This window comes from Roseibium sp. QJM3NY_11, from assembly GCF_056173175.1.
Window position 1 is genome coordinate 5528533 of record NZ_CM149660.1, and the last position, 23497, is coordinate 5552029.

A 23497-nucleotide genomic window follows, 5' to 3' on the forward strand; every position below is an offset into this window, starting at 1 on the left:
ATACGCAATCGACGGCTCACCAAACTAGGAAATCATCGTTGATACTGGTGCATGCGCCTCGACGAGCCGGAAAAGACATGCAACTTTAGAGAAAGTATGACGGAGAGATTATAGAGCTGGCTCGGTTTGTCTGAACAGATCGGGGCGTTTTGCTAAGTGGATTTCCGCCTCGATTATGCCGCCGCCATCATCGGCGTCAGCGCGTTGAAGTAGGCCTGATCCGGCGTCTGCCGGTCAAGGGATGAATGTGGGCGTCGGCTATTGTAAAAGGTCAGATAGCGGCTGATGCCAGCGCGGGCCTCGGACACGGTCTTGTAAGCGTGGAGGTAGACTTCCTCGTATTTGATCGAACGCCAGAGCCGTTCGACGAATACGTTGTCCCGCCACGCACCCTTGCCGTCCATCGAGATGGCGATCTCAGCTTTCTTCAGCACCGCCGTAAAGTTGATGGAAGTGAACTGCGAACCTTGGTCGGTGTTGAATATTTCTGGCTTGCCATAGCGAGCCAGTGCCTCCTCGACTGCCTGGATGCAGAAGGCTGCCTCCATCGTGATCGACAGCCTCCACGACAGAACCCTCCGGCTGAACCAGTCCACAACGGCACAGAGATAGACAAAACCGCGAGCCATCGGAACGTAGGTTATGTCCATTGCCCACACCTGGTTGGGCCGGGTGACCGAAAGCTTGTGCAGGAGGTAGGGATAGATTTTGTGCCCTGGCGCTGGTTTCGAGGTGCTCGGGCGGCGATAGATCGCTTCGATGCCCATCTTCTTCATCAGCGTGGTGACGTGCAGCCGCCCAGTCTCCAGCCCTTCTCCATTCAAGAGCCCTTGCAACATTCGACTTCCGGCAAAGGGATAGTCGAGATGCAGTTCGTCGATCCGGCGCATCAGAGCCAGATCGCCATCGGATACTGGACGCGGCGAATAGTAGACACTGCTACGGCTGAAGCCGAGAAGCTTCGCCTGGCGCACGACGGATAGCTTATGCTCGCGGTCGATCATTTCTTTCCGCCCAGCAATCCCGCCTTGCCGAGCGCTCCGGCTAAAAAATCATTCTCCAGCGTCAACTCCCCGATCTTGGCGTGCAGTGTTTTGACATCGACGGTTGGCCCCGCCGGTTCCGTCTTCGATTCATCGCCAAAAACGCCCATCGCCCCCTCAAGGAGTTGGTCTTTCCACTGCTTGATCTGGTTGGCGTGCACGTCGAACTGCTGGGACAGTTCCACCAGCGTCTGTTCGCCTCTGATCGCGGCAAGCGCCACTTTCGCCTTGAAAGCCGGGCTGTGGTTCCGGCGCGGTCGTCTAGTCATCGTCTCTCCTGTTTCCGGCATCTAAGCCAAAGACAGGCAGAAATTCCACTTATCCCAGCTGTTCAGATTTCCCGAGCCACCTCTATCGAAGGTTTGGACCCCGGTGAAAGATCGTTAGCAGTTGCGTTATTGGAGGAATTTTACTTATCTGTTCCTGAAATGGACCGCAATATATCGACGACCGAGGCCTTGAAGCTGCTTAACAGCGCTTGGACGACCAAGAGCCACGTCTGGATGAACGCTAGATGGGATTCGATCAGTAAAATCTTTGCCGCTGCACTGGGCGCCCTTTCAAAAAAGAAAATAGATGCTGACTTAGATATAACTGATGCAACTGAGGATATCCTGAGGTCACTTAAGTCCAACGCGAGCAATGTTCCGAGGGTCATATTGGCCAAGCTTGTCGATCTGTCTCGAGCATTTGGATTTTCTGGCATTTGCGTTCTTGTAGACAAAGTAGATGAAACAGCCGCAACTTCTAATTCCGCAGAAGCGACAGCACGACTCGTTTACCCGATCTTTAATCACATTCAACTCATGGAGATAGATGGGCTTTCGTGGATTTTCTTTCTTTGGGGAAACGTCAAAGATTACTTTTCCAAAAATTTACCGGTTCGATTAGACAAACTTGCTCACGCTAACATCACTTGGACCGAGGACGGCTTGCGTGAAATGGTGGATACTCGCTTGCAATTTTTCTCAAACGGTCACTTATCTTATGCTGACATGATTGATCCCAACTTAGATCCAACTGAGTCCTTTGCTCTTCTGGCAAACATGGCGATGAGATCCCCGCGCGAGCTTATTAGGCTTCTGGATATCATCATTCGAGAGCACGACATTTCCGGGGAGACAGAGCAGATAAATGAAGTCTCTTTGAACCGCGGATTAGACGCTTATTGCACGGAGAATGTCGACACTTGGTATCCAGGAAAATTGCTTCACCAGGTGTTGCGGCTCGGGAAAACTTCATTCGTAAATAAAGATGTGCAGACGAAATTTAAGATTGGACATCAGGGAGCCAGGAATAAAATAATTGGTTGGGAAGAAAGCGGTGTCATCACGCAAGATGGGACGCTCCCAAGCGAATCGGGAGGAAAACATGTTCACTTGTATAAAATCAGTGACCCGAAAGTTAAAAGGATCATCGAAAGGAACCTTTTAGAATTCGTTGGGGCAGATGTTGATGATGATGAAGATTCTTCTTTGGCTAGCTAACTGATACCAAGCGACGAAATGTCACAATTGCGAGTCTTGCTATTAATTCCTTTAGGGCAGCGTAGCGAATAGTCGGAATTCCGTGCTGCGGATGAGCATACAGCTAAACCAATAAACAGTTGCTCCGGCGCACACCTCATCCGAAACTCGCCTGAAAACTCGTCACCATCAGCGCCACATGCGCCTCCAGCGGCGGGCGCAGTTCGAAGGCCTTGGGGTGCGGGCGAATTCGTAGAGGCGGAAGAGGACCCAGTCGTCAAGGCGCACCCCCTTTACACTTATTTCATTTATTTCACTTATTTCATTTGCGATCCATCGCCAGAAATCCTATCTTGTCTGGAGACGGAAGGGAGACGCTGCCATGGCTGCAACACTCGAGAAGACGAGGTCCGATGCCCTGGACCACCGATTGCCAACGCCGGATGAGATTGCAAGCGCGGCGCATGCGGCCGCGGCCCTGGCCAATTCGCAGGACGCCAAGGGCGCGCTTGTCGTTGCGGGAACGGCAGGCAATGAACTACGCATTGCTCCGGCCATCAGCGAGCTGATGATCAACCTTTTGTCGGAAGTTGCCAGCGGCAGCATGGTCACGCTGGTGCCGACCGGAGCGGATCTGACCACGGCCCAGGCCGCGAGCATGCTGAACGTGTCGCGCCCGTTCCTGACAAAGCTGCTGAAACGCGGTGACATCAAGTGCTTCAAAGTCGGGTCGCACCGGCGGATCAAATTCGATGACCTGATGGCTTACAAGGCCAAAAGAGACACACAACAGGAGGAAGCCCTGGCTGAACTGGCCGCGCTCGGCCAGGAAATCGATGCCGGCTGATTTCGTCGCGGACGGGTTCTGCGTCGTTCTGGATGCCAATGTGCTCTACCCCAACCGGATGCGCGACATCCTTTTGACCATGGTCCATCACGGCCTGTTCAGGGCCGTCTGGACGGATGAGATCATGGACGAATGGTCGCGTAGCGTTCTCGCCAATCACGCGACGACACGAGACAAGATAGATCGCACCGTGGCCATCATGAAGGACGCCTTCGAACCCTGCTGGGTTCATCGTCACCGACCGTTGATCGCTGCCATTGAAGGCCTCCCGGATCAGGCCGACCGTCACGTGGTCGCCGCAGCCCTCGCAGGAGAGGCACAGCAAATCGTCACCAGCAATCTGAAGGACTTCCCTGAGGAAGTGCTGGAAAAGTACGAGCTGGAAGCCATCGACCCGGACACATTCCTGGTCGGGCAATTCGAACTCAATCGCCCTCTCACCGTCAGCGCCATGCGATCTGTCCGCAAGCGTCTGGACAATCCGCCTTTTACCAAAACCGAATTCCTGACCGATCTGACGCGCAAGGGCATGCCCAAGTTCGCAACGGCCCTGAAACCCTTCTTCGAAGACCTCTGACAGCCCTCCCCCTCACCCGAAATTCGCCTGAAAACTCGTCGCCGTCAGCGCGACATGCGCTTCCAGCGGCGGGCGCAGTTCGAAGGCCTTGGGGGTGCGGGCGAATTCGTAGAGGCGGAAGAGGACCCAGTCGTCGCGGCGCTCATTCGCCACCTCCAGTTCGTTGCGCGAGATGTGAAAGGGCGTGCGTTCCCAGCCGTTGGTGGTCTTGACCTCGATCAGGCGGTCCCGGCCCTCCGGTGTGAAGCTTGAGATGTCATAGCCCGCGCCGTCACCGTCTTCCCTTGAGACCCAGCGCACCCGTCTGGCGAGGTCGTCGCGTCCGTGACGCAGCAACTGGCCGCGTTCGTGGTGATACACCAGTTTCTCACCAGCAAAGCCAAGCGCCCGGTTGCGTTCGTCCCGGCCGGCGACGTCGAAGTGCCGGGCGACCGCCTGCAATCTCCCGGTCTCTTCCGGCGGCGGCGCATTTCGCAGTGTCGGAGCGACTCCGACGAACAGGGCCTGCGGCTCCGCCAGTCCGGCCGCCTGTGGGCTTTCCTGGGTGCTCTCATGTGTGCTGGCGAGCGCCGTTTCCCATTCCGGATGCCCTGCCAGCCAGCGGGAAACGGCTTCCGCGAGTGTCATCTGGAAATTGAACCGGGGCTGATAGCCCGCAATCATCGGCTGCGCCAAGCCTTTCAGCGCTGCGGAGACGTTGCTGAGCTTGAATTCGATCGAACCACGGCTGCGGCCGGTCTGCTCCTGCAGCAAACGGTTACGGGCCGCCTTGTTGTAGGACTGACCGGACAGTTCCTCGCCGAGCATGGAAAAATAAGCCGCGACGACGGCGTCATTTTCCGTATCTGTCCAGTCGGCTGCGCTCATGCACGCCAGGGTAGACCGGCGGTCCGGTTGTGTCATGCGGGAAAAGCGCTTTCGGCACACGGCGACGCCCCCTCCGCCGGCGGTCATCCCCGGCAAGCGAAGCGTGAGCGGGGATGACCGCCCGGGGGGAAAGGTGTGCGGCGCTCAAGGGAACTGCTTTCCGCAACCGGCCTTGCCACTTGCTGCTTTCTCCCCCCCTTGCGGGGGAGATGTCTCCGGCAGGAGACAGAGGGGGGACAGCCTCTCGGCGGGACACAGCTTTCACAGGACATGAGGCACGGTTTCACCCCCCTCTGTCCGTTTCACGGACATCTCCCCCCAAGGGGGGAGAGGGGTGCAAGCGGCGTGGCTGCCTATTGCTCGACCAGACGCAGGGAGCTCACGGTCCAGGCGCCATTTTCAAGGCGCAGTTGTGCCGAGCCAAAGAGCCCTTCGATCGGCAGGCTGAATTCGATGCTGCCGCCGGTTTCCCCGAGTTCAAGCGTCGAGACGATCAGGTTGGCCCGGGCCGGGTCCGGCGCGGTGGCCGGGTTCAGAAACACGGACGGGACGCCCAGATCGACAGCCGCGAAGCTCCCGGTGTCAGTGCCTTCCGGCAGAGTGACCTGTAACGGAAACCGCCCGCTTTCCTCGGGATGCATGAATGCCTGCACCCGCGGATCGCCGATCACGGCCTCAAGCGCAATGGGGTCGTACGCCAAAACTGAATCTCCTCTTGCGAAGGGCGCGTCAGAAACCAGCAACGCCCAGATGAACACGCCTGCGGTGCGGCGAAAGGTTTTGAAGTGCGCGGCGGGGCTCATCCCGAGGTGTTCCGTCCGTAAACCGCCGTTTCGAAAAGCTCTCCCTCTTCACCGGGATAATCGATGCCATCCTGATCGTCGCCCCAGTGCACCAACTCGTGCAGGATGGTCACCCCGACGCGCGGCAACTGCGTCCCGGCCGCGTTGGTCGTATAGGCCATGTTGGCAGGGGTCCCGTTTTCATAGGCCGTCACCAGGATCTGGTTCAGGCGAATTTCATTGGAGCCGGTGTTGGGCGTGAACTCGCCATTCCTGAAAGTACCGGCGGGCGATGCGAGCGCCGTGATGTTCAGTGTCGGCTGGTTTCCCCAGGCGAGAGCCCGCTGCAAGGTCGTGCGATTCATTTGCGCGTATCTGAGAAAGGCACGCCGCATGGCCGCAACATTCGCGATGGAAGGCAGGCTGTTGCGAACATAACGCGTGAATTTCGGGTATCTCGTCTGATCGACGCGGCTGATGATCATGGGATTGCCTCGTTGCTCTGATTGCCCGCAACACTGCGGGAACGATACGGCCAACTGGGCGTGAAAAGTGTGATGTGGCACACAGAAAATACAATTCGTGCTCCTGGCGGCCGGGCGCGCGGTGCAACGAAGTCCGGCGGGCGTAAATCAGCCACCAGATGAGGCAAGATCAGCACTCTTTGGGCAGAGACGCTCTGAACATCGCCGGATTCGGGTCGTCGCTCGACATTGGTTTGGAGAGGCGTCCATGCTATTCTGGATTGTATTTCCAGCAATCGGTGCAGGCGCTGGTCGCGCAGGCATCGAAGGCTCTGTTTTCCGGGAGGGGGCAATGTTCGGTCGACTGTTGTTTTCAAGTTTCTTACTGGCCGTGTGTGCGCCACTTTGCGTCACCCTTTCCGCCACCCCCTCCCTCGGGGCGGAGTTGCGGGAGGGCTTCAGCAACGGGCGTCTCAATAAGTACGTCTGGGCCACCTGTCAGGCGGATTACCCGCGGCTGATCACCTTCGACGAGGAAGTCACGAACACGACGACAACCCGTTATCTGACTGCCTCGATCGACAAGGCCCGCGGAGATGTCGACGACTGTGCCAGCAGGGAGGCCTACCGGAAACAGGGGGTTGACCTCGGCCTGGCGCCGGAACGTCTCGAGCGCTACACGGCCGACGACGATGCCACGGATCTCGGTTTCAGCATGATTGCACCGGACGCCCGCAGCCTCGAAAGCCGCTGCGAGGAAGGCGACAGCACGAAAGTGCAACGCAACGAGTTGCGCCTGCTTCAGAAGAAATATGTCCACGACGTGTCGGATCCGCACTGGTACACGATCCGCTTCCGCACGAGGGGCACGCCGCCGCCCTGCGGCTCAAGCCGATGGATAATGGCGCAATGGAAATACGCCCCCGCTTCGGAGTGGCCGCACGACTACAGCCAGAACCCGTTTCTGGCTCAAAGGTTCGACAATGGCGTCTTTCACATCACCGCACAGCGCGACAGGTGCCGCTGCATGGTGGCCGTGGCGGACGGCGACCCCGACCTGAAAACCGACGACCCGTCTCTGCTGGCCGCGCCCGAAGGGCAAGGGCAGCGGGCCTTAAAAAAATCGCAGCCCCTGAAATGCACCCGCGAGGACAAGGTCTGCACCCCGGAGGGGTTCACCGTCTGGACAACCGACGGCGGCGAACCGCCACAGCTGCCGGATCCGCGCAAAGGCTGGGTGACCATGTCCTACCGGATCAAACCCCTCGGCGCGGAACAGGGACAAATCGACGTCTACGCGAACGGGCGCTTCATTGTGCGGATGAGCGGTCATGTGGGCCATGACGGTTTGGGCCCCAGCCGGATGAAATTCAAGTTCGGCGCCTATCGGGACCGGATAACCGGAACGCACCACATGGATGTCGACCGGATTTGCATTTCCAGAAAGATCGGCAATTGCGACGGGACGGTCACGCAGGTCGGGTTGGCCGACTGACAGGTGGCAGGCGGCAGGCGGCAGGGCGGTCCCTATCCGCCTCCTGCATCGCCACCGTCAACCGCGCCCCGCCCCTTGGGTGTCAGGCCATAGATCCCGCGTTCGACACGTTCGAACCAGCCGTAGTGATCGTCGGCCATCATGCGGGTGGCGCGGGTGACGCCGGTTGCCCTGGCCACGTCCGACCCGCGGCTGGGGCCGTTGGCGTGAAGGTGTCCGGCGCAGCGGATCGCGTCCTGGCGGTAGGCGGTGACCAGCGTCACCCGGGTCGAGCCGCCGGTGTTGGGATCGCCGACGCGGCGGGAGAATTCGCGCAGCAGCCGGGCCTTGCGGGGTTTGGACTTGCGCGGCGAAAACGGCGCCGGGTCGAGGGGAACCTCGACCAGACCGTCGGCAAGGCGGACGGTGATGACGCCGATGCCGAGCCGCCGGGCGAGCTTGAGGTTGTTCTTGAGGCTTGCCAGAAACCGCTTGCCCGGCCCGCGGGCGACCGCGACATAGACCGCATCGGTGATCGATTGGCGGTCGACCGCCTGGTGGAACAGGCTCAGCGTGAAGCCGGTCTTCAGTTCGACGATCACCGGGTCTTCTTCGCCGCGGCAGGCGACGATGTCGGCAGAGCCGACCTCGGCCTTGACCTCATATCCCTGACCCTGAAGGAAGGTCTTGACCGGCAGGTAGAGATCGGTTTCCAGAATGCGTTCCATGCCGGGAGTTTAGGCAGGAGGCAAAACCCGGACAATCGGCAAGCCGCCGCTGCCGGAAATGGTCCACCGTTTCCGGGCCGTTCTCAATGATCCGCGCCCCGGCGCGGCTGGCGTGGCGCTGCGTGGTGCATCCCAGCCCGGCCCGGCGGGGCGGGGCACGCCGGGACAGGCCATAACGGCCACTGCCACACACTCCGCCTCACCCTGAGGAGCCGCGTCAGTGGCGTCTCGAAGGGGCGGCCGCCACTGCCGGAATGGGCCGCCGATCCTTCGAGACAGGCCTGCGGCCTTCCTCAGGATGAGGCTTTCGGGTGGGGCTTCCTCAGGATGAGGCTGCGGGTGGGGCTTCCTAAGAATGAAGCTGGGGGTGGGGCGTGGGCCTTGTAAATGGTGCAAGCAGCCATCGCCGACGGGTTCGGGCCACCGTTTCCGGGCCGTTCTCAATGATCCGCGCCCCGGCGCGGCTGGCGTGGCGCTACGGGGCACGGTGTGGCGTGGTGCATTCCGGCGTGGCGGGTCATGGCGCATCCCGGCCTGGCCCGGCCCGGCCCGGCGGGACAGGCCATAACGGCCGCTGCCACACACTCCGCCTCACCCTGAGGAGCCGCGTCAGCGGCGTCTCGAAGGGGCGGCTGCCACTTCCGGAATGGGCCGTCGATCCTTCGAGACAGGCCTGCGGCCTTCCTCAGGATGAGGCTTTCAGGTGATGCTTCCTCAGGATGAGGTTGTGGGGTGGGGCTTCCTCAGGATGAGGCTGCGGGTGGAGCTTCCTAAGGATGAGGCTGTGGGTGGGGCGTGGGCCTTGTAAATGGTGCAAGCAGCCATCGCCGACGGGTTCGGGCCACCGTTTCCGGGCCGTTCTCAATGATCCGCGCCCCGGCGCGGCTGGCGTGGCGCTACGAGGCACGGTGTGGCGTGGTGCATTCCGGCGTGGCGGGTCATGGCGCATCCCGGCCTGGCCCGGCCCGGCGGGACCGCTCCTCACGGCCCCGGCCACACACTCCGCCTCACCCTGAGGAGCCGCGTCAGCGGTGTCTCGAAGGGGCGGCCGCCACTGCCGGAATGGGCCGCCGATCCTTCGAGACAGCGCTTTGCGCTTCCTCAGGGTGAGGTTGTGAGGTGGGGCTTCCTCAGGATGAGGCTGTGGGTGGGGCGTGGGCCTTGTAAATGGCGCAAGCAGCCATCGCCGCTATCGCCAAACAAATTGGAAATTCCGGCACCGGTGGCCGTCATTCACGCAAGCGTGAGCGCGCTTTTTCCCATCTGTGCGGGGCCCATCTCGGAAATCGCCACAAACGCACTATAATTTCCTGACGAAGCGCTCGTAATTTACAGTGATCCCGGCACGCGGCAAGCCGCCGGGAAATGACTGTCCGACAGGAGAGATCCCGATGACCACCGACCTCCTTACCCGCCGCGGCCTGCTTGCCACGGGCGGCGCCGCCGTTGTGGCGGCCGCGTCCGGGCTTGTCGTCCCGGCCCGCGCCGATGGCCTGGCGCCGACGCGGTCCATGCGCGGCGGGTCCAACAACTATCTGCCGGACGCGCCGGTCGTCAGCCGGATCGGCGGCGGCGGGTTCTGGATGACCGGCACGGTGCGGCGCGCGGGCGATGGTGCACCACTGGCCGGACAGCGCATTCAGGTCTGGGCGCACACCACCGAGGGCCACGAGCGCGACCGGCGCAGCCATGGTGCTACCATGAGCGACGCGAACGGCGTATTCCGTCTGGAAATGCCGCAGATCGTGCCGGCCTTCGGCCAGGCGCACGGACATCTGGCCTATGACGGCGGCGACTTCGAGACCGTGTTCCTGCGTCCGGTGATGTCGAGCGCGCGGGACACCAGCCTGGAAGCGCATTTCGTTCTGCAGCCGGCCTGAGCGGGGAATGCCGACAGCCAGCCGCCGAACCGCTGCGCTCCTGACCTGGGCCGCCCTGGCGGCGGCACTCCTCGTGCCGGTCGCAGCCGCGGCCCTGAGCCCGCTGCTTGCCTGGCGGCAGCCGGTCTATATCGCAGCCGGGTTTGCAGGTATTGCCGCGATGGCGCTGCTGCTGCTCCAGCCCCTGCTGGCGGGCGGAGGTCTGCCGGGTCTTTCCGGTGCACGCGGGCGGCGCATCCACCGCTGGATCGGCGCTCTGCTGGTCGCCCTGGTGCTGAGCCATGTCGCCGGCCTGTGGATCACCAGCCCGCCGGACGTGATCGATGCGCTCTTGTTCCGATCGCCAACGCCGTTTTCGGCCTGGGGCGTGATCGCGCTATGGGCGGTCCTTGCCGCCGCGCTCCTTGCCCTCTTTCGCCATCGCCTGCGCCCGCGGGTGTGGCGCCGCGCGCATACGGCGCTGGCGATGGTCATCATCACCGGCAGTGTGGTCCATGCGCTGCTGATCGAAGGCACGATGGAGACCTGGTCGAAGGTCGGCCTGTGCATGCTGGTCTTGGCGGCGACCGTGAAGGTGGCAGCGGACCTGCTGGTCCGAAAGAGAGGACCGCGGCGCGCGTGACGCGAGGACAAAAGCACGATGAAACCGGCCCGTGACCGGCTGTTTCCGGTCGCCGGTCGCGCTTCTCCCAAAGAGTTTTACATCCCCGCCACCATCTCCCGCAACGCCTCCAGCCGCAGCAGGTCCGCCGCCTGCGGCGCCGACACCCATCGCCTCTGCCGGTGGCTCTCCTCCCAGTCGGGCCCCTCCAGCACTGTCGTCACCTCCATCACGAACACGGTGACCTCGCAGGCCGCGCCCCATTTTTCATAGGAGAACTGGCCGAGCGGATCCTTGCCGACCCTGCCCTTGATGCCGGCTTCTTCGCGGGCCTCTATCCTGGCGGAGGCGGCGGGCGAGAGACCCGGATCGACGATGCCCTTGGGGACGGTCCAGTGGCGGCCGCTGGAGGAACCGACAATCAGGATTTGCGAGCCTTCCGGCGTGTGGCGGACCGGGATGACGGCGGACTGGCGGTAATAATAGGCCGGGCGGTCGCGGCGGCCCGCGCCGTCCGGCGCCGGATAGGGGAAGAGATCCGGCAGGTCTCCGGCATCGGTGCGTGCGATCAGGCGGAAGCGACCGTCCTGTCCGGCCAGACGCAACAGACAGCCGGGGCCGAGTTCCTCCACACGCCCTTGCGGCAGGCCGAAGGCCGGATCGCCGAGAAGCTGTCTCACCGTTCCGGGCAGCGCCACCAGCAGCGGCTGCTTCAGGGCATCACGCGCGGGCAAACGCGCAGGCAATCGTCCGGCGGCGAGATCTTCGCTCGTACTGATCCCCCGCGCGGTCCAGCCGGCCGCCTTGAGGGCTTTTTCCGCGCTGACATGCGCCCGCAAGCTGCCATCGGTCAGCACAAGGTCCGGGCGCAGGCGTTCGCCGCCCAGAAACGCGCCGATCTTCTGCATCTGGCGTTTGCCGCTGCTGCGCAGCGGGCGACCCGAACGCGGTCCGTGCCAGTGTCTTTCGCCCGCGCCGGCGCTGAGGATCATCAGGTCCATGAGGTCTTCCTTGCGGTGAGCACAGCGATATCCCGCATTCCTGCAAAAAGGATAGCGCGGCCTGACCTTGCTGTCACAGGCGCGTACCTCCCGTGTCCCATCGCAACGGCTCCGGCTCCCGAACCGGGATCCGCCGTGATCGGCGGAAGGCCCCGGCTCGGGGGCCGGGGCGGCAGGGGGTTCGACGAAATCGCCGGGAGGCGGCCCGGGAAACAGGAAAATTTTGTCTGAACCGACGCCATGGGATATCGGTTGGCCATGACCGACACACGCACAACAGCGCTGGCCACGGCGATCGTGCTTGGCACCGGCGTGCTCTGGGGCTTCTACTGGCTGCCGGTGCGCGCGCTCGCCGGCACGGGGCTGGACGGCCCGTGGGGCACCCTGGCGATCACGCTGGCGGCGACGCTGCTGCTGGCGCCGGCCGCGCTCCGCAGATGGCGGACCCTTGTCAGCACCAGCCGCGTCGCGCTTGTTTCCATCACCCTTGGCGGGGCCGCCTTCGCGCTGTATTCGATCGGCTTCATCTATGGCCGGGTCGCGATCGTCATCCTGCTGTTTTTCATGACACCGGTCTGGAGCACCCTGATCGACCGCTATGTCATGGGCTGGCCGACGCCGAGCCGGCGCCTCCTGGCCATCGGCCTCGGCCTTGCGGGACTCGGCGTGATGCTGGGCGCGGACGGCACCGTGCCGCTGCCGGACGGCGCCGGAGAATGGATGGCGCTGATCGCGGGGCTGCTGTGGGCGATCGCCACCACCGGCATCAAGGCCAGATCGACGCTCGGGCCGGTGGACGCCACCTTCGTGTTCGCCGCCGGCGCGGCCCTGACCGCGCTGCTGCTCGCCCTGATGCTCACTCTGGTACCGGGCCTGTTCACGGAAGCGGTCACGGGAACCGCCCATGCTGCCGGACCGTCCATCCGGGAAGACGCGGCGGCCGGTCAGATCCTGCGCATCGGCGTGCTGGCGCTCACGGCCGGCGGCCTGTGGTGGGGCCTGTCGACGGCGGCGCTGATGTGGGCAACCGTCCGGCTGGAACCGGCGCGCGTCGGCATCCTCCTGATGACGGAGGTTCTCGTTGGTGCGGCTTCGGCGGCGCTCATGGCGGGGGAGTTCCTGACACCGGTGGAAATTGCCGGGGGCGCGATGGTCCTCGGCGCAAGCCTTCTGGAGATCTGGAACCCGCGCCGGCCATGCACCATTTCCAACCGGTGACAGGCATCACGCCCCCCTCGAGGGACAGTCTCAAGAGCAAAACCGGCCAAAATCCGCATTTTACGGGTGACAGAGCCGAAAAACCTGAATATGGAGCGAAGGATTCGTGCGATCCGGCTGAGGCACGGGATTGCCAACCGTTTCCGGATCGGGAAATCTATCAAGGTCACGGACCTGAAACGAGCCGTCAATAGCCATGAACGAAGTCCCTCTGCCGATAACCGGCCTGCAGGATCACGCCGCCTTTCTCGCCGGGAAGCACGATTTCCAGGCGGATATCGAGGCCATTGCCACCAGCGACACCGTCGGTGTCATCCTGGAAACGGTCATGCTGGCCACAAATATGCGCTTCGCTGCGGTCGCCCGGGTGACCGAAGACCGCTGGGTCGCCTGCCGTACCGTCGACGAGATCAATTTCGGCCTTCAGTCGGGCGACGAGATCGAAATCCAGTCGACCTTCTGTCAGACCGTGCGCGAAACGGCGCAGAACGTGCTCTTCAACGACGCGGCCACCGACGAGGTCTATGGCGGTCATCCGATCGCGGCCAAGTTCGGCATCATCAGCTACGCCTCGATCCCGATCTACCGGAGCAACGGCGTCTTCTTCGGAACCCTGTGCGCCATCGACACAGAGCAAAGAGAACGTCAAGCAGCCGCGTGCCGTGGCCATGCTGCAACTGTTCGCGGACATAATCGGCCGCAGTCTGGAGACCGAGGAACGGTTGCTGGCTCATGAACACCTCGCGGCCCATGAGCGCGAGATGACCAAGATCCAGGAAGAGTTCGTGGCCGTGCTCGGTCACGATCTGCGCAGTCCCGTGGCGGCTCTCTCGGCGGGGATCCGGCAGCTGGAACGGGAGCCCCGATCCGACAATGCGCAACTTGTCTTGTCACTGATGAAGTCCTCCCTGCTGCGCATGCAGGACCTCATCGAGAACATGATGCTGCACGCCAAGTCGCGCCTCGGCGGCGGTATCCGTGTCCATGCGGTGCCGGACGCGCCACTGGATGAAGCCATCGAACAGGTTGTCGCGGAAATCCGCGCCGCGTTCCCGGACCGCGCGATCGAGCTCGCACTGGCCTTCGACCAGCCCCTGATCTGCGATGCCCCGCGCGTTGCCCAGGCGGTGTCCAACCTTGTGTCCAACGCCATCCGGCACACCGATCCCGGCCAGCCGGTGCAGGTACGCAGTCTGGAGACCGGCGGGGACATGGTCCTTCAGGTCATCAATCGTGGCGAGGCCATTCCCGACCATGTGAGAAACCGTCTGTTCAAGCCGTTCCAGCGCGGCAAGGACACGAAAGGCGAAGGACTCGGTCTCGGCCTTTACATCGCCTCGTCGATCGCCGCCGCTCATGGCGGTCGCCTCGACGTGGCCTGCGAGAACGGCCTGACGACTTTCGCCTTCACGCTTCCGGCTTCCCCCGGGACATGACACTGGCGGACATGACACTGGCGGACCTGTGCGGGTTTGAAGTCGGAGTGCCTGTCCCGTCGCGCTGATGGCGAGACCCCATTTGGAACGATCCTGACGCCCGCCCGTTGACTCTCCAGACCCCGAAACGGAACAGGAGGATCAGATGACCGACGAAAAGATCACAATGAGCCCGGAACAGCGCAAGGAAGCCGAGGAAGAAGCGGCCCGGATCAAGCGCGTCGCGGACAACACCAGTGCTGGCGGACAGCTCGGCGGCACGTTTTTCGGCCAGGAGCCCGATGCCGGCGTAGCACCGCAGAAACCTGGTTCCGGCAAGGACTGACGGAACGGCGCATGCTCCGCTTGCTCAAGTGCCGCGCGCCCCGGCTCAAGGCCGGGGCGCGCGGGGCCGGGTGCACCGCGGATTCTCAATCAACGCAGTCCCGGACCTGATCCGGGACCTGCCGACTCGCCAGACTGCGTTTTACCCTTGTTCCAGGATCACATGAGGCACGAAGCGCGACAGGTCCTGGGTGACCAGCGCCTTGTCCTCGCGCAGGCAGATGCCCGATGCCTGGCCGCCGATGATCCACGAGCCGATCATGACGTAGTCGTCGCCGAATTTCGGCGGTTCGGCATAGGCCTGCAGGATATGGCCCTCGGCGCCGTAGTGGCCCGGCGTGGTGATGTCCTCGGCCTCCGGCCTCAGCACCGTAATATTGGCGCCTTCCCGGCTGAAGAACGGCTTGCGCACATGCGCGCCTTTCAGAAACTCTTTGTCCGCCTCGCCGTCGAAATAGGCAGGCAGGAGATTGGGATGGCCCGGAAACATCTCCCAGAGCAATGGCAGGATCGCCTTGTTGGAGAGGATCGCCTTCCAGGGCGGTTCCAGAAGCTGCACCGGCGCCCCGGGCAGATACGGGCCGTAGTCCTCGCGGAACATGTCCTCGAACGGATAGAGCTTGAACAGGGCGTCGATGACGTGGGATTCGGTGTCGGCAAAGCGGCCCTCCCCGTCCACGCCGATGTCCTCGACGGCGACAAAATGCGGGATCAGACCCGCCTGCCGGGCGCAATCCTCCAGATAGCGCACGGTGGCGCGGTCTTCGTCCTGGTCCTTCGAAGAGGCGAAATGAATGTGATAACCAGGCGCGAACATGGCCGCGAAGCGCTCGATCAGCCGGTCCTGGACGGAGTTGAACTGGTCGGCCCCGGGCGGCAACACACCGGCCGCCATCTGCTGCTCCAGCCATATCCACTGGAAAAAGCCGGTCTCGTAGAGTGCCGTCGGCGTATCGGCGTTGAATTCAAGCAGCTTCGCCGGGCCGCTGCCGTCATAGAAAAAATCGAAGCGGCCGTAGAGGGACGGCTGTCCGGCTTCCCAGGAGGCGCGAATCCAGGCGCGGTAGGCCTCGGGGATCGCCATTTTTTCAAGCAGGGCGTCGTCGCGCACGGCCCGGTCGACCAGATCGAGGCACATGCCGTAGAGCGCCTGCGAAGGATCCTCCAGATCCTCCTCGATCTCGCGCAGCGTGAAGCTGTAGGCGTGGCTTTCGTCCCAGTAGGGCGCGCCATACATGGTGTGGAAACCGAAGCCGAGACGTTCGGCCTCTTCCTTCCAGTCCGGCCGCTCGGGCAGATCGATGCGCTGCATCGGGCCGCCGTCAGAGCTTGGCCAGGAGCGCCTGGACATCGTTGCGGCCCGGGTTTTCCAGGGCCTTGATCTTGGCTTCCAGGTCGGCGCCGCTTTCCTGGCGGGCATCCTCGTCTGCGGCTTCCAGCATGGCCTGCTGCTCGGCCTGGCGCTGTTCCAGACGGGCAAGGCTGTCGACGGCGCTGGCAAGCCTGCCATCGGAGGCGGTGGTGTTGGTGGAGGCCGCCTTCTGGGCCTTGATCAGCGCTTCGTTGGCCTTGGCGCTCTCGATCTTGCGCTGCAGGGTCTCGATCTTGTTCACGGACTGGCGGATGCTGGCGTCCATGCGCTCCTCGGTCGACTTGTACTGGTCGAACAGGGCCTGATCGGCTTCCGTCTTGTCACGCAGTTTCAGGATGCTCTCGATGATCTCCACGGCCAGCGGCTCGTCGCCCTGGGCCTTGGCGTTGCGGGCCGCGTCCGTGCGCCGCTCGATCTCGCCCATCAGTTCCCCGACGGATTTTTCCTTCAGCTTGCGGTTGGCGGCCATGCGGGCCTTTTCGTCCTTGGCGGCAGCGATGGCCTGTTTGGCCTCGCGCACTTCCTGCTCAAGGATCGTCATCAGGTTGGCGTCCTGAACAGCTTCCGCCGCGTCGTTGGCATGGCCCTTGAACGCCGTGATCAATTTGCCCCAAACAGTCATTTTCAGATGTCCTTGCTAAATCAACGGCGGGTTCAGACGACGGCCCTGGGGCCGACATCCGCGGCCAGTTCCAGGGCGCTGTTGGCAATGGTGCGCAGTTCGGTCTCGACGGAATCGAGCGTTGACCGCACCGACATGGCGCCAAAGAGTTCATAATACTCACGGCCGTCGACCAGGTCGATCGACAGCGCGCACAGCGGCAGCAGCTTCTTGTGGTTGCGCAGCATCATCGCCTCGAAAGCGCCGGGATCGTCCTGGTCTTCGCGCGGCCACAACACCGTGGTGGTGAGAATTTGCGTGTCCCCGACGGTCACGAACAGGGCGATGCCGCCGGCCGACCCCAGCCGGACCTCGAGCACATCGGGCTGCTCAACGCTGAGCGCACAGCTGATTTCGTCCCCGCCGAACGAGGCGGACTGCTCGAGAGCCTCTTTAAGCTCCTGCAATGTCCAGGGTGTTTGCCTTGCAGTCATTCCAGAAGCTCCCGTTTCCGCTGTCTTGGCCTTTCGGCACCGAACAAGTAGAAGTCAAACATGACTGATTCAAGCGATTTTTCCCTGCGCGATCCGAATTGACAAGGCCGCCGCCGCTGGTCAGAGTAGCCGCCATTGAAACCGGGGCCGATTTAAGCCGTGCCTATTCTGCAATTAATTGTTTCGCGACTTTACCAGCATGTTCTGGAACTCAAGCTCTGGCTGCTTGGGTCGCTGATCTGCGCCTATCTGTTGATTTCCTGGGTGCTTTTCGTGCTGGCGGGCGAGAGCGGACTGACGGACAACCCGCTGACTTTCATCTATTTCGCGGCAACGACCGCGTCCACGGTCGGCTACGGCGATCTGTCGCCGGAGACGGAAGCCGGACGCATGGTTGCCGCGTTCTGGTTCTTTCCCGGGGCTCTTCTGATATTCTCCGCGGTTCTGGGCCGGCTGACGGGTGTCCTTGTGGAAGGAGTGAGGCGTATGGCTGACGGAAACGGAAATTTCGAGCGCGTCGAGAACGCGACGGTCATCGTGGGATACCGTCGCGACCGGACCCCGCTGATGGTGGAAAACCTGATCGCCGGCCAGGACGGCGACGACAAGATCATCCTGCTGGCGGACTCCAAGAACGTCGAGGTTCCCGAAGGGGTGCGTTTGATCCGGGCCGAACGCATGGATGCGCTGCAATCGCTCCGGCGCGCCGCGATCCCCGGCGCGCAGAAGGTGCTGGTCTATGCCGGCTCGGACGCGGAGACCTTCAACACGTGCCTCGCGATCCGTGAACTCAACGAGACCGTCCACGTGGCTGCCTATTTCGAGGACAGGGACACCGCACGGCGTGCGGGCAGGCTCGCCGGCATCGAACCGGTCGTGTCCAATTCCTGCGAGGCGCTGGTGCGGGCCGCCCAGGACCCGGGCGCCGGCCAGATCCTGATGGCCCTGTCCACGGCCGGTCTCGGGGCCACCATCTATTCGGCCGTCATCGAGACGGAGGGCGCCACTGGCGGCAATGGCGGCGCAACCGAAACGGCTTTTCTGGAAAAAGCGCTTTCCGGCGCCGAAGGCACCCTGATTGCCGTGTCACAGCCGGACGATGCCGCCTTTCTGTTCCGCCCCTTCCCGAAAACATTGAAGTCGGGCGGCTCGTTCTATTACCTTGCGAGCGCGCGATTGTCCGAACGCCAGATCCTGGCCGGCCTGGAGGGAAGCGATGTTCGGGTCTCTGTTTAAGCGGTCGAAAGGCTGGCAGCCGCCGGAAGTTCTCGGTCTGACCATCGGCCGCGGCATCACCTTCGACCCGATCGCGCTGCGGCTCCTGCCCGCCGACAGCCTGATCGAACGGCCGGACACCACGCTGATGATCACGGCCCAGGGTCACTGCGACCTCGGCGAGCAGTCGCACATGCACCGCTTCTACCCCGATGACGACCGCTTCCTGATCCAGTTTCAGGGCGGCGACGGCGAGACCGACGAGCGGGTCGACGAGATCATGCTGTGGTACTTCCACGATGTGCAGTATCCGTCCGGCGACGCCGAATGGGACCGCATGAAGACCGCGATCCGCCAGACGGGCTACACGCTTCGCGGCGAGGACGGCGACCACCGTTTCGAGCGCGCCTGGTTCGACACCTCCACCGCACCGGAAGACCCGATGACCTATTGGGAGGACGTGTGCGACGCGCGGGACGGCAGCGGCCGGCGGCGCATCTTTCAAACGGCCATGCTGTTCGCCCGGCCCCTCAGGGACGGGCGCGACGAAATGCTGCTCATCAACATGGAAGAACCGGAAGGCGCGGAAAGAAGCGTCGCCTTCATGATCGGCTTTCCCCTCGAGCGCCATAATTTTTCTGTCTAATAACGTCACGGGAGACACCAATGGCAGACCTACAGGCATCCCTTTACGGCATCATTCCCTTTGTCGCCTATTTCATCGCGGCCATCGCGATGCTGCTGATCTTCATGAAGATCTACACGGTCATGACACCCCATGACGAAATGGCCTTGATCAAGGACAACAATGTCGCCGCCTCGCTGGTGTTCAGCGCCGCCTTTCTCGGGTTCTCGCTGCCGCTGGCAAGCGCCGCCGCCAATTCGGTCAACATCTTCGACTTCATCCTCTGGGGCATCATCGCCTGTATCGCGCAGTTGATCGCCTATCAGATCTTCCGCCGGTTCTATCCGAAGATCACCGCCCGGATCGAAGCGGGCGAAATGGCCATCAGCACAAAGCTCGCCGCGATTTCGATCACCGTCGGACTGCTCAACGCCGCCTGCATCACCTATTGACCGGCTCGCGCGGCTCCGGCCCCGCGGGACCCTCAATCCCAACAGATCAGACCGTTTGGAAGGTCGGGAGAAACTCATGAAACGCTCCAAGTCGATCAAGCTGGTGGTCATGGCGACGACAACCGTGACACTGGCCGGTTGCGCAGACGAACCGGACCTGGAAGGCCGGGTCTACAAGACCGAAGCGGAATGCATTGCCGACGACTACGTGCCGGATGAGGTCTGCGCCGCGGCCCTCCAGGCCGGCAAGGCAACCCACGAGACCAGCGGGCCGCGCTACAAGACGATCACGCTATGCTCAGAACAGCACGGCAACGCCTGTCTCCAGGAGACGTCCAGCGCGGGCCCCTATTACACGCCGTCGCCTTCGGGATACTTCCTGGCGGGGACACTCGCCGGCGCGGTCGCGTCCCAGGTGATCGGCAACAATGTCCGCCCGGTGTATTCGAGCCGGGGCCAGAAAGGCTTCTACACCAGCGGCGGCTACTACGTCGGCAACTACGGTGGCAGCTCCTGGCGGACCTACAACGATGCGGTCAAGACGCCGCCGAAGCCCGCCAAGGTGCAGACACGCACCTCCGTCGCCTCGCGCGGCGGGTTCGGCAGCCGCTCCAGTTTCAGCTCCCGGGGCGGCTAGACCCGCCGGCGCCGGCCGTTCGCAGCGGCCCCAGGTGAACCGCCGGCAGGCCCCGCCCGTATGTCAAGCAGAATTTGGAGGCTGACACATGATCCGGATTGCCGCTGCCGTTTTCCTGACGATTTGCGCGCTGGGCACGGCCCGGCCGGCATTCGCGCAATCCGGTGCCGGGAAGGATATTGCATCCGGCACAGGTCCGTCCGCCCATGCCTTCAGCTTCGCCATGCCCCATGGCGACCCGCTGGCGCTGAAGGACCTCAAGGGCAAAGCCGTGCTGATTGTCAACACGGCGACGGAATGCGGTTTCAGCGGCCAGCTTTCCGGACTGCAGGACCTGCACGAAACATACGCGGACCGGGGCCTGGTCGTCCTGGGCGTGCCGTCGAACGATTTCGGCGGACAGGAGCCGCGGGCAGATGGCGAGATCGCAAAATTCTGCGAAGGCAAATACGGCGCGACGTTTGCCCTGACCGCCAAGACGCCGGTCCGGGGCAAGGCCGCGCATCCGTTTTATCGATGGGCGGCAGACACACTCGGCTCCGCAGCACGGCCCTACTGGAACTTTCACAAGTATCTGATCGGCCCGGGTGGCCGGGTTGTCGCCTGGTTCCCGACACCGGCACCGCCGACTTCAGCCGGCGTGACCCGCGCCATCGAGGCGGTGCTTGCGGATCTGGCGGACGCCCCGGAAAGCCGCTGACAATCCGTCAGGCGTCCAGAACGGACTCGAAGCCTTCGAATTGCGGGTGACCGACGTAAAGACCCTTGTTGTTCCCGGCGTTCCTGTGCGCCTGGCGGAAGTGCTCGGACTTTGTCCAGTTCACAAAATCCTCGTGGCTCGCCCAGACCGTATGCGAAGCATAGAGCGTCGTGCCGGCGTCCTCGTCGAGGGGGCCTTTCAGAAGATGAAAAGATTTGAACCCCGGGACATCTTCCAACTTCGATTCACGCTCTTTCCAGACGGTTTCAAAGGCCTTTTCCTGGCCTCCCCTGATCGTGAAACGGTTCATGGCGACATACATGATCTTGGATCTCCTGCTGTTGTCCGGCGGCCTGATCGTTGCAGACCGGGTCATTTAACCTGATTTGTACAATCAGGTTTTAGGAAGCACAAGGCGTCCTTCGGCAGTCCCCTGGCGCACACCTTCAAATTTCCTCTCAAGCCTATTGTCAGCAGAGCGCATCTGGACTACCCCATCAAATGTAATGTAATAACATTACCACTTTCGTTCCCATCACCTGTCTCTGCATGAAAGGTTCAGACAATGGCACCCAGAAACTTCCGGATTGCCGGCTCCCTGGCACTCGGCGTAACGCTGCTTCTCGCCGCGCCGGCAACCGCAAGCTCAACCGACAGCAAGGCACATACCCATGCCCACAGTCATGACGAGGCCGCGAACAAGGAAATCAGCAAGGGCTATTTCAAGGACGAGCAGGTCGCGAACCGGTTGCTCTCCGACTGGGACGGCGACTGGCAATCGGTCTATCCCTATCTCCAGGACGGCACCCTGGCTCCGGTCATGGCGCACAAGGCCGCCCACGGCGACAAGAGTGCCGAGGAGTACCGCGCCTATTACGAGACCGGCTACAAGACCGATGTTGACCGGATTGTCATCAGCGACGGTCAGGTCACGTTTCACACTGGAGAGGACAGTGTTTCCGGGCAGTATGAAACCGATGGCTACGAGATCCTGACCTACACGAAGGGCAATCGCGGCGTCCGCTTCATCTTCCGCAAAACCGGTGGCGACGACGGCGCGCCGGGCTTCATCCAGTTCAGCGACCACCGCATAGCTCCGGCCGACGCCGATCACTATCACCTTTATTGGGGCAACGACCGCGCAGGCCTTCTGGAAGAAGTGACCAATTGGCCGACTTACTTCCCTGCCTCCCTCACGGCCGGAGAAATCGTGGAGGAAATGATCTCCCACTGACCGGGAAGCGTCCGGCGCGAAAAATTTCGTGCCGGACCCATCGCCCGTTGAGACAGGTCAACGCTGCCCGGTTCGCCGCCACCTAAGGTCCCCTCGGAAAGTGCCTCATACCGAACAGGGAGCCAGAAGCATGGCCGTATCCGACTGGGAAAATTTTGTCGCGCAGACCGACGATCGCATGGCCGCCGTCCGCAAGGGCATTCCGGATGTCGCAAAGGGCTTTGGCGCGCTGGCCAAGGCGGCCACAAGCCCGGGTGCGCTTGACGCCAAGACCAAGGAACTGATCGCGCTGGCCATCGGCATCACCGCGCGCTGTGACGGCTGTCTGGCCTACCACGCCCGCTCGGCAGCCCGGCTCGGCGCCAACCGGGACGAGATCCTCGAGGTCATCGGTGTCTCGGTCTATATGGGGGGCGGCCCGTCGATGATCTACGGCGCCGAGGCCCTTGCCGCCTATGACGGGCTTTGTGAGGAAGACTGAACGCGCCTCAAAGGCCATTTCCCGGGTCTTCCAGCAAAACCAGGGCCAACGCTTCGCAGGGAGCGTTGGTCGCGTTCCCGCTGCGCACCAGGATGATATCCAGAGCGTCAACCGGAGGCAGACCCAGGCTCCTGCCGAGCCGTTCGACCGAGGTGGGAACCGCCATCTGCGCAACGGCGGCCACTGCAAGGCCAGCCTCGACCAACGTGACCAGCGCCGAGTGACTGAAGCTGGAATAGGCCGAGCGATAGCTCAAACCGCTTCGATGCAGTGCGGCCAGAGTCACGGTGCGGGCCTGACTACCCGGTTCATAGAGCGCGACCGGCAGAGGGTCACGTTCCAGGGCCTGACCGTCTTTCGATCCGACCCAGACCATCGGCTCACGCCGGATCAGATGGCCTTGGGTGCCACCGGTTCGCGTGACGATGGCCAGATCAATGTCACCCGCATCGACTTGCGGCAGGAGCGTTGTGGACTGGGCGCAGACCACATTGAGTTCCACGCGCGGAAACATTTCGCCAAATCGCCGGAGCACGTCGGGCAACATGGCGACGATGTAGTCGTCAGGCGCACCGATCGTCACCGAACCTTCCATGTCCGGTCGTCGGAAAGCCGCAACCGCTTCGTCATGCAAGCGCAGGATACGCCTTGCGTAACCCACCAGTTCCTCCCCTGCACTTGTAAGTGCAAGATTTCGCGTATCACGCAGGAACAGAGGCTTGCCGATGCGCCCTTCCAGACGCTGGATCTGCATGGACACCGTCGCCGGCGACTTGTGCACGCGTAACGCTGCGCGGCTGAAACTCATTGCATCGACGCAAGCAAGAAAAGTTCGGAGAAGCGTGTGATCGAGCTGCATATCTTTTAGATAACCTGAACAGTGTCTTCAGACTATATCGTTTGACCGAATAATGAAACCGAACCCATTCTGTCGAGAAGAACGACCGCGCACAGTGGTCCCAATCCCGACGCAAGGAA

28 protein-coding genes are annotated in these 23497 nt (G+C 62.4%); 17 read left to right on the forward strand and 11 right to left on the reverse strand.

The annotated features are described in order from the left end of the window. Positions 1 to 173: 173 nt before the first annotated feature. A protein-coding gene (locus AC0VX3_RS25280) for an IS3 family transposase (RefSeq protein WP_475522824.1) occupies positions 174 to 1312 on the reverse strand; the annotation gives its coding sequence in 2 pieces (ribosomal slippage) (positions 174 to 1045 and positions 1045 to 1312; 1140 coding nt in all). 129 nt (positions 1313 to 1441) lie between these two features. Between AC0VX3_RS25280 and AC0VX3_RS25285 the strand changes: the two genes are divergently transcribed. The 3 genes from AC0VX3_RS25285 to AC0VX3_RS25295 all read left to right on the forward strand — a co-directional run bounded on the left by AC0VX3_RS25285 (position 1442) and on the right by AC0VX3_RS25295 (position 3933). Further along, the gene (locus AC0VX3_RS25285; RefSeq protein ID WP_475522825.1) at positions 1442 to 2530 is read left to right on the forward strand and encodes a hypothetical protein; all 1089 of its coding nucleotides are present in this window, start codon (positions 1442 to 1444) and stop codon (positions 2528 to 2530) included. 361 nt (positions 2531 to 2891) lie between these two features. Beyond that, the gene (locus AC0VX3_RS25290) at positions 2892 to 3356 is read left to right on the forward strand and encodes a helix-turn-helix domain-containing protein (RefSeq protein WP_475522826.1); all 465 of its coding nucleotides are present in this window, start codon (positions 2892 to 2894) and stop codon (positions 3354 to 3356) included. Continuing rightward, positions 3346 to 3933, forward strand: coding sequence for a PIN domain-containing protein (locus AC0VX3_RS25295; RefSeq protein WP_475522827.1), 588 nt, complete (start codon positions 3346 to 3348; stop codon positions 3931 to 3933). The genes AC0VX3_RS25290 and AC0VX3_RS25295 overlap by 11 nt, the downstream gene beginning before the upstream one ends. 12 nt (positions 3934 to 3945) lie before the next feature. Here the strand turns inward: AC0VX3_RS25295 and AC0VX3_RS25300 are convergent, their stop codons facing one another. The 3 genes from AC0VX3_RS25300 to AC0VX3_RS25310 form a co-directional block, all read right to left on the reverse strand. Beyond that, positions 3946 to 4836 (reverse strand): protein NO VEIN domain-containing protein, encoded by an 891-nt coding sequence (locus AC0VX3_RS25300; protein ID WP_475522828.1) that lies wholly within the window; start codon positions 4834 to 4836, stop codon positions 3946 to 3948. A 317-nt stretch (positions 4837 to 5153) separates the two neighbouring features. Further along, positions 5154 to 5501 (reverse strand): hypothetical protein, encoded by a 348-nt coding sequence (locus AC0VX3_RS25305; RefSeq protein WP_475522829.1) that lies wholly within the window; start codon positions 5499 to 5501, stop codon positions 5154 to 5156. Positions 5502 to 5599: 98 nt separating this feature from the next. After that, positions 5600 to 6067, reverse strand: a complete 468-nt coding sequence (locus tag AC0VX3_RS25310; RefSeq protein WP_475522830.1) for a hypothetical protein — start codon at positions 6065 to 6067, stop codon at positions 5600 to 5602. A 331-nt stretch (positions 6068 to 6398) separates the two neighbouring features. Here AC0VX3_RS25310 and AC0VX3_RS25315 point away from each other — a divergent pair, with 331 nt between their 5' ends. Continuing rightward, positions 6399 to 7541, forward strand: a complete 1143-nt coding sequence (locus AC0VX3_RS25315) for a heparin lyase I family protein (protein ID WP_475522831.1) — start codon at positions 6399 to 6401, stop codon at positions 7539 to 7541. Between the two features lie 32 nt (positions 7542 to 7573). On the opposite strand, the gene AC0VX3_RS25320 is transcribed toward AC0VX3_RS25315, so the two are convergent. Then, a complete protein-coding gene (locus AC0VX3_RS25320) occupies positions 7574 to 8248 on the reverse strand; it encodes a DUF2161 domain-containing phosphodiesterase (protein ID WP_475522832.1) in 675 nt (224 codons plus the stop codon). A 1391-nt stretch (positions 8249 to 9639) separates the two neighbouring features. Between AC0VX3_RS25320 and AC0VX3_RS25325 the strand changes: the two genes are divergently transcribed. Next, entirely contained in the window at positions 9640 to 10128 is a 489-nt protein-coding gene (locus AC0VX3_RS25325; protein WP_475522833.1) for a twin-arginine translocation pathway signal, read from the forward strand. A gap of 7 nt (positions 10129 to 10135) precedes the next feature. Beyond that, a complete protein-coding gene (locus AC0VX3_RS25330; protein ID WP_475522834.1) occupies positions 10136 to 10750 on the forward strand; it encodes a ferric reductase-like transmembrane domain-containing protein in 615 nt (204 codons plus the stop codon). Positions 10751 to 10827: 77 nt separating this feature from the next. On the opposite strand, the gene AC0VX3_RS25335 is transcribed toward AC0VX3_RS25330, so the two are convergent. Continuing rightward, a complete protein-coding gene (locus AC0VX3_RS25335) occupies positions 10828 to 11730 on the reverse strand; it encodes an NUDIX hydrolase (RefSeq protein WP_475522835.1) in 903 nt (300 codons plus the stop codon). Between the two features lie 258 nt (positions 11731 to 11988). Between AC0VX3_RS25335 and AC0VX3_RS25340 the strand changes: the two genes are divergently transcribed. The 4 genes from AC0VX3_RS25340 to AC0VX3_RS25355 all read left to right on the forward strand — a co-directional run bounded on the left by AC0VX3_RS25340 (position 11989) and on the right by AC0VX3_RS25355 (position 14709). Further along, positions 11989 to 12948: a DMT family transporter gene (locus AC0VX3_RS25340; protein ID WP_475522836.1), complete on the forward strand. Its 960-nt coding sequence runs from the start codon at positions 11989 to 11991 to the stop codon at positions 12946 to 12948. Between the two features lie 196 nt (positions 12949 to 13144). Beyond that, positions 13145 to 13684, forward strand: a complete 540-nt coding sequence (locus tag AC0VX3_RS25345; RefSeq protein WP_475522837.1) for a GAF domain-containing protein — start codon at positions 13145 to 13147, stop codon at positions 13682 to 13684. After that, positions 13617 to 14384: a sensor histidine kinase gene (locus AC0VX3_RS25350; RefSeq protein WP_475525248.1), complete on the forward strand. Its 768-nt coding sequence runs from the start codon at positions 13617 to 13619 to the stop codon at positions 14382 to 14384. Before AC0VX3_RS25345 ends, AC0VX3_RS25350 begins: the two co-directional genes overlap by 68 nt. Positions 14385 to 14529: 145 nt before the next feature. Then, entirely contained in the window at positions 14530 to 14709 is a 180-nt protein-coding gene (locus AC0VX3_RS25355; RefSeq protein ID WP_475522838.1) for a hypothetical protein, read from the forward strand. Positions 14710 to 14850: 141 nt separating this feature from the next. On the opposite strand, the gene AC0VX3_RS25360 is transcribed toward AC0VX3_RS25355, so the two are convergent. Genes AC0VX3_RS25360 through AC0VX3_RS25370 form a run of 3 tightly spaced genes read right to left on the reverse strand, consistent with a single transcriptional unit; the run spans position 14851 to position 17175 of the window. Beyond that, positions 14851 to 16020, reverse strand: coding sequence for a glutathionylspermidine synthase family protein (locus AC0VX3_RS25360; RefSeq protein ID WP_475522839.1), 1170 nt, complete (start codon positions 16018 to 16020; stop codon positions 14851 to 14853). A 10-nt stretch (positions 16021 to 16030) separates the two neighbouring features. Continuing rightward, on the reverse strand, positions 16031 to 16702 hold the full coding sequence (locus AC0VX3_RS25365; protein WP_348146204.1) for a PspA/IM30 family protein: 672 nt from the start codon (positions 16700 to 16702) through the stop codon (positions 16031 to 16033). A 32-nt stretch (positions 16703 to 16734) separates the two neighbouring features. Next, on the reverse strand, positions 16735 to 17175 hold the full coding sequence (locus AC0VX3_RS25370; protein ID WP_348146207.1) for a YjfI family protein: 441 nt from the start codon (positions 17173 to 17175) through the stop codon (positions 16735 to 16737). A gap of 159 nt (positions 17176 to 17334) precedes the next feature. Between AC0VX3_RS25370 and AC0VX3_RS25375 the strand changes: the two genes are divergently transcribed. From AC0VX3_RS25375 to AC0VX3_RS25395, 5 genes are all read left to right on the forward strand, one after another. Then, a complete protein-coding gene (locus AC0VX3_RS25375) occupies positions 17335 to 18411 on the forward strand; it encodes a potassium channel family protein (RefSeq protein ID WP_475522840.1) in 1077 nt (358 codons plus the stop codon). After that, a complete protein-coding gene (locus tag AC0VX3_RS25380) occupies positions 18392 to 19036 on the forward strand; it encodes a DUF2491 family protein (RefSeq protein WP_475522841.1) in 645 nt (214 codons plus the stop codon). Before AC0VX3_RS25375 ends, AC0VX3_RS25380 begins: the two co-directional genes overlap by 20 nt. A 20-nt stretch (positions 19037 to 19056) precedes the next feature. Then, positions 19057 to 19467 carry a DUF350 domain-containing protein gene (locus AC0VX3_RS25385; protein ID WP_342891494.1) on the forward strand — a complete coding sequence of 137 codons (411 nt, stop codon included), beginning with the start codon at positions 19057 to 19059 and terminating at the stop codon, positions 19465 to 19467. A gap of 76 nt (positions 19468 to 19543) precedes the next feature. Further along, positions 19544 to 20104 (forward strand): DUF1190 domain-containing protein, encoded by a 561-nt coding sequence (locus AC0VX3_RS25390; RefSeq protein WP_342891495.1) that lies wholly within the window; start codon positions 19544 to 19546, stop codon positions 20102 to 20104. A gap of 88 nt (positions 20105 to 20192) precedes the next feature. Next, a complete protein-coding gene (locus tag AC0VX3_RS25395; protein WP_475522842.1) occupies positions 20193 to 20804 on the forward strand; it encodes a glutathione peroxidase in 612 nt (203 codons plus the stop codon). Between the two features lie 7 nt (positions 20805 to 20811). Here AC0VX3_RS25395 and hmuQ read toward each other — a convergent pair whose 3' ends face one another. Further along, entirely contained in the window at positions 20812 to 21126 is a 315-nt protein-coding gene (gene hmuQ / locus AC0VX3_RS25400; protein WP_342891497.1) for a heme-degrading protein HmuQ, read from the reverse strand. A 243-nt stretch (positions 21127 to 21369) separates the two neighbouring features. Here hmuQ and AC0VX3_RS25405 point away from each other — a divergent pair, with 243 nt between their 5' ends. Together AC0VX3_RS25405 and AC0VX3_RS25410 are read left to right on the forward strand one after the other, a co-directional pair. Next, positions 21370 to 22038: a ZinT family metal-binding protein gene (locus AC0VX3_RS25405; protein WP_475522843.1), complete on the forward strand. Its 669-nt coding sequence runs from the start codon at positions 21370 to 21372 to the stop codon at positions 22036 to 22038. A 130-nt stretch (positions 22039 to 22168) separates the two neighbouring features. Next, positions 22169 to 22519: a carboxymuconolactone decarboxylase family protein gene (locus tag AC0VX3_RS25410; protein ID WP_475522844.1), complete on the forward strand. Its 351-nt coding sequence runs from the start codon at positions 22169 to 22171 to the stop codon at positions 22517 to 22519. A 7-nt stretch (positions 22520 to 22526) separates the two neighbouring features. Here the strand turns inward: AC0VX3_RS25410 and AC0VX3_RS25415 are convergent, their stop codons facing one another. Next, positions 22527 to 23300, reverse strand: a complete 774-nt coding sequence (locus AC0VX3_RS25415) for a LysR substrate-binding domain-containing protein (RefSeq protein WP_475522845.1) — start codon at positions 23298 to 23300, stop codon at positions 22527 to 22529. Positions 23301 to 23497: the final 197 nt, after the last annotated feature.